Consider the following 5,436-nt stretch of genomic DNA (forward strand, 5'->3'; position numbering starts at 1 on the left):
ACAACGACAACGACAACGACAACGACAACGACAACGACAACGACAACGACAACGACAACGACAACGACGCCCGGCCCGTGAGAAGGTCCGGTCGCTGTCGGGCACGGGATCGGCGTCAACACATCAGTTCTGATCGCACCCCGCGGTCAGGCGCGCCGGGATCTCCCCGCTGCGATCTGCTATGGTTGCACCGCACACGGCGGACCCGCGAGGGCCGCGGCCGGCGCCGCTGGTCCGCCGGGAGCGGGCTTCCGGGGCCGCCCCGGTGCGCGCCTGTGCCCATGGGCAGGGCGCCCGGGTTATACTCCGGGCTGCCCGATCTTCCCTTTAACCATCGCGTTGAGCATGAATGGACGCCACTACCGTCAGACTGATCCTGATCGTCCTGGGAGCCATCCTGATCCTCGCCCTGTACCTCTGGGAGCGCAGTCGCGGTCCCGATGAGGAGGGGCTGGACGATGGCGACGACGAGGACGATGCGCACGAGGCCGCGGGTCCCGGCGGGCGCGAGCCCCAGGGCCGGCACGCGGACGACCCCGACTCGGAGGACGAGGGCGACCGGCCCCAGGCCCCGGCGGCGCGCGCCGACGCGGCCCCGGACGCGGGCGTCCCGGCCCCGCTGCTGCTCCAATTGAGCGTCGCCAAGCGCTATGGCGAGTTCCCGGGGCTGGACCTCCTGGAGGTGGCCGAGTCCTGCGGCCTGCGCCCCGGCGACATGGACATCTTCCACTGCCTGGACGAGTTCGACGACGGCACCCGGGTCTATTTCAGCATGGCCAACATGGTGAAGCCCGGCACCTTCCCCTTCGACGACATGGAGGGCTTCAGCACCCCGGGGGTGATGCTGTTCGCGCAACTCGACGGCCGACCGGAGGACCTGACCATCCTGGAGGAGATGATCGCCACCGCGCGCAAGCTCGCCACGACCTTGGGCGGCGATGTGCTCGACGAGACGCGCCGACCGCTCACGGTGCGCAAGGAGGAGGAACTGCGCAACTCAGTCCTGGCCAATGAGGCGCGCTTTGCGAGGGCCGTGCGGCGGTGACCGCGGGCGGTCCCGACACCGGGTCGCCGGCCGGGGCCGCCGAGGCCGCGGCCCGGGCGCGCGCCGCGGCACTGCGCGGGCAGTTGCGCTACCACAACCACCGGTATTACGTTCTCGATGATCCGGAAGTCCCGGATTCCGAGTATGACCGTCTCTTCGGTGAACTCAAGGACCTGGAAACCCGCTACCCGGACCTGGTAACCCCGGACTCCCCCACCCAGCGGGTAGGGGCGGCGCCGCGGCCGGAGTTCGCTGCGGTCCGGCACCGCCTGCCCATGATTTCCCTTGATAATGCCAAGGATGACAGGGAGTTGGAGGCGTTCCACAAGCGCGTGGCTGGTACGCTGATCAGCGGTGATGTGGTCGCTTATACCGCTGAACCCAAACTGGACGGTCTGGCGGTCAGCATCCGTTACGAGCAGGGCGCCCTGGTCCAGGCCGCGACTCGGGGCGACGGGGCCACTGGGGAGGGCATCACCGAGAATGTGCGCACCATCAACAACGTGCCGCTGTGCCTTTTGGGTGATGACTACCCCACCGTGCTTGAGGTGCGCGGCGAGGTCTATATGACCCATGCGGATTTCAACCAGATGAATGCCCAGGCTGCCGGGCGCGGCGACGAAACCTTTGCCAACCCCCGTAACGCTGCGGCCGGGAGCCTACGCCAGCTCGACCCGCGGATCACCGCCAGCCGTCCGCTAACCTTCTGCTGCTACGGCTGGGGCGAGGTCTCCGTCGACCCGGCGGAGACTCAGTTCGCCATGCTGAAAAAGATCGCCGGCTGGGGGGTGCCCATCTCTCCGGAGTTGCGGCAGATCGAGGGTCTTGACGGGTGTCGGCGTTATTTTGACGAGCTAGGCAGTCGCCGGGATAGCCTCGGGTACGACATCGACGGCGTTGTATTCAAGGTGGACTCCCTAGCCGATCGGGCCGACCTGGAGGACACTACCCGCCATCCAAGATGGGCGATTGCGCGCAAGTACCCCCCTCAAGAGGAACTAACAGTCGTGGAGGCGGTGGAATTCCAGGTGGGACGCACTGGGGCGCTGACACCGGTGGCGCGCCTTAGGCCGGTCCGGGTTGGGGGTGCGGCTGGGGTGGGGTGGGTGACTGTCGCAAATGCTACTTTGCACAACATGGACGAGGTGGAGCGCAAGGATCTGCATATCGGTGACACGGTCTATGTGCGTCGGGCCGGGGACGTGATTCCGGAGATCGTGCGGGTCCTGCCCGAGCGGCGGCCCGTGGATGCCCGACCGGTGGTGTTGCCGTCCCAGTGCCCGGTATGCGGATCCAGAGTGACGCGAGCAAAGGGAGAGGTGATCGCACGTTGCGAAGGCAGACTTTTTTGTCCCGCGCAACGCAAGGAGGCCATTCGCCACTTCGCTTCGCGTAGAGCTATGGATATCGAGGGTGTTGGTGATGAATTGGTAAGCCAATTGGTGGACAAGGGGTTGGTGCATTATCCGGCCGATTTGTATGAGTTGACTTACGAGCAAATCGTGTCTCTTGACCTCAAGGGAGACAAGTCGGCCAACAATCTCCTGGCCGCGATCGATCGGAGTAAGGCAACGACGCTGGGCCGCTTTATCTTTGCCCTTGGAATTCCTAATGTCGGACAGACTACGGCACAAGACCTAGCGAATCACTTCCATGATCTAGATCCTCTGATGGCAGCTAAACAGGATACATTCGTCAGGAGAGGGATCGAGGGTCTTGGCAAAAAGGCTGATGCGATTATTCAATTGGTCAGATCCAGTCCGGGTCCTGCACCCGGTTCGTCTCTCGCTGAGTGGCTTTCCACGCAGAGCTTGCCAGGGTTCGGGACGCGAGTGTCCGCAAAGGTCGCCGCGCTGATAGTGGAGAAGTTCCTCACATACGAGGCGTTATCCCGGGCCGAACTACACGAACTAAGAAATCGTAATCCATCTGTGATAACCGGGATTGACAAGACAGTTGCCAAACACGTTGTTGATTTCTTTTCTGAAACGCACAATCGAGAGAGTATTGCAAGGCTCCGTGCCGTCGGTATACACTGGCCCGTCGATGAGGTCTTGGCGGAAAGGGGTGGCTTTAAGCCTCTGTCCGGAAAGATTTTTGTCATTACTGGCACGCTCAGTCGCCATCGAAATGATATCAAGTCTGAACTTGATGCGCTTGGTGCGAAAGTGACTGGTAGCGTCTCCAAGAATACCGATTATCTGCTCGCAGGGGAGGCGGCCGGCTCCAAGCGAGCAAGAGCCGAAGAACTGGGTGTCACGGTTATTACTGAGGACCAACTGGCCGAGCTTATCGGTCAGAGCTAGCTTAACTCTTTCGCGATACGAAGAATGGAACCTTTCTATTGCGTGCGACGGGCGGTCATTGCTGGTAAACGGGGGGCTTATGAGAGTTTCTTTCTTGGTTGCGGGTTCCGCTGAAGAACCCTACGAAGTAATTTTCCGTAATGAAAACGGCAAGGTCAATGTTTTCTGCACCTGTCCCGCCGGAGAAAACGGGTTGCACTGTAAGCACAGGTTGGCGATCATCGAAGGCAGTGCGAGCGCCGTTGTGAGCGCGAACCTGGATGAACTGGAAGTCGTGCGAACCTGGCTCAACGGCAGCGATCTGGAAATGGCCTGTTCCGAGTTTCGTGATGCAGAGAAGAGTTTTGAAGAAGCAAAGGCGAGGTTTGCCAAAGTAAAGAAAAAGCTTGGCAAAGTGATGAATGGCTAATGCGGTATTCCTCCGCGTTGTGGCCGCAGAGGAGCCCCGAAGGGTCGTGACATACCAGCCCAGGGCAACGCCCTGGGACTGTCGTCAGAGGAAGTTCAGCCCTGAAAGGGCGTGACAGACGCAATCGTCGCTGCGTCCGGAATCCTATGTCACGCCCTTTCAGGGCTCGCCGTTTCGATTGCAGCATCCCAGGGCGTTGCCCTGGGCTGGTATGTCTGACCCCGTTGGGGTCTCCGGAAAGACGGCGTGGCGGGTCCGTAGGTCCGTAGGTCCGTAGGGTCCGCTGTGCGGACCGAGCGCGCCCCGGTAAGATGAGCAATGCCGCCGCCCTCACCGCCCCCCAAACGAAAGGAACGCCCATGACCGAACCGCCCAACGACCTGACCGAAGAGCAGCAGATCCTGATCGCCATGCGCAAGACCCTGTCGGCGATCATCCGGGACCTGACCCCGGCGCCCGGGATGCGCCACCCGCTGCGTGACGCCACCATCGAGGACGTGCGCCACTGTCTGCTGCTGATCGCGGCCCGGGAGCGGGACCTGGCGCAGCGCCAGGGCCGCGGCGGGGAACGCCCCCACTTCACGGACGAACCCCAGGCGGTCGAACTGGTGCCGATGGCTGGCCTGACGCGCAAGGCGAACTGATGATGCCGACCCACTCCTACGTCCACCGAGTCGGCCGGGCCTTGGGGCCCCTGTTGCTCGCCGTCGGTCTGGCGGCGCCCCTGGGCGGTCGGGTCCTGGCCGCCCCACCATCCGCCGCCGCCTGGTCCTATCAGGGCGCGACTGGGCCGGCCCAGTGGGCGGACCTGTCGCCGGACTTCGCCGCCTGCCGAACGGGTCAGCAGCAGTCACCGATCGACATCCGCACGGTCCAGCCGATCCCCTACGAGCCGCTCCAGCCGCGCTATCGCTCCCAACCCCTGGACGCGGTCAACGACGGTCGCGGGGTCAATGTCCTGATCCAGCCCGGGAGCGAACTGCACGTCGGCGGCCTGAGCTACGACCTGACGGCACTGCATTTTCATGCCCCCGGGGAGACCCTGATCAACGGGGTGGCGGCGGCGGCGGAGATCCATCTGGTGCACCGTGATCGGGATGGCCGGCACGCGGTCGTGGTGGTCCCGATTCAACCCGGGCCGCACCCCAACAGCGCCCTGGTGCGCATCGCCGAGCGCCTGCCGCTGCGGGCCGGGGAGCGGGTGAACTACCGGCAGTTGGGCATCAATGCGTTGCTGTTGTTCCCGCCTGACAGGGGCTATTACCGCTACACCGGGTCGTTCGCCAACCCGCCCTGCAGCGAGCCGGTCACCTGGTTCATCTTGGCCGCGCCGGTGGAGTTGGCGCCGGAGCTGATCGGGCGCATCGCGCGCGCGACGGGGGGCAATGCCCGCCCGGCGCAGCCGCTCAACGGCCGTCCGGTCTTCGTCTCGCTGCCGCGTTGAGGGACGGGCGTTGCCCGTGCGCGGTGCCTCGGACGGCGCACGGGGTGCCATCAGAACTGATGCGTTAACGCACATCGCGTAGGGTATACATCGCGTGCCCGCCAAGCTGCGGCGACCGCCGGAGCCGGGGTACGCGATGCGTACCCTACAGCTACCGGACGTTCCCACGGACCGGGGCGTCGTGGTCGTTGTCGTTGTCGTAATCGTGGTCGGATTGTTCGAGTACGACAAC

General features: G+C 63.9%; 6 protein-coding genes. All 6 read left to right on the top strand.

Translation table 11 applies throughout. The annotated features are described in order from the left end of the window. On the top strand, positions 1–374 hold a 374-nt coding region (locus QZY48_RS10215), incomplete at its 5' end, for a hypothetical protein (protein ID WP_295430700.1). Further along, positions 350–1,045 (top strand): cell division protein ZipA C-terminal FtsZ-binding domain-containing protein, encoded by a 696-nt coding sequence (locus QZY48_RS10220; RefSeq protein WP_295430702.1) that lies wholly within the window; start codon positions 350–352, stop codon positions 1,043–1,045. The genes QZY48_RS10215 and QZY48_RS10220, both read left to right, overlap by 25 nt. Then, positions 1,042–3,351 (top strand): NAD-dependent DNA ligase LigA, encoded by a 2,310-nt coding sequence (gene ligA / locus QZY48_RS10225; protein ID WP_295430704.1) that lies wholly within the window; start codon positions 1,042–1,044, stop codon positions 3,349–3,351. Before QZY48_RS10220 ends, ligA begins: the two co-directional genes overlap by 4 nt. Before the next feature lie 79 nt (positions 3,352–3,430). After that, complete coding sequence (locus QZY48_RS10230; protein WP_295430706.1) at positions 3,431–3,760, top strand: SWIM zinc finger family protein; 330 nt, start codon at positions 3,431–3,433, stop codon at positions 3,758–3,760. Positions 3,761–4,119: 359 nt separating this feature from the next. Next, positions 4,120–4,404, top strand: a complete 285-nt coding sequence (locus QZY48_RS10235; RefSeq protein ID WP_295430708.1) for a segregation and condensation protein A — start codon at positions 4,120–4,122, stop codon at positions 4,402–4,404. Between the two features lie 2 nt (positions 4,405–4,406). After that, positions 4,407–5,204: a carbonic anhydrase gene (locus QZY48_RS10240; protein ID WP_295430710.1), complete on the top strand. Its 798-nt coding sequence runs from the start codon at positions 4,407–4,409 to the stop codon at positions 5,202–5,204. Positions 5,205–5,436: the final 232 nt, after the last annotated feature.

It is taken from the genome of uncultured Thiodictyon sp. (genome assembly GCF_903828115.1).
Taxonomy (GTDB): Bacteria; Pseudomonadota; Gammaproteobacteria; order Chromatiales; family Chromatiaceae; genus Thiodictyon.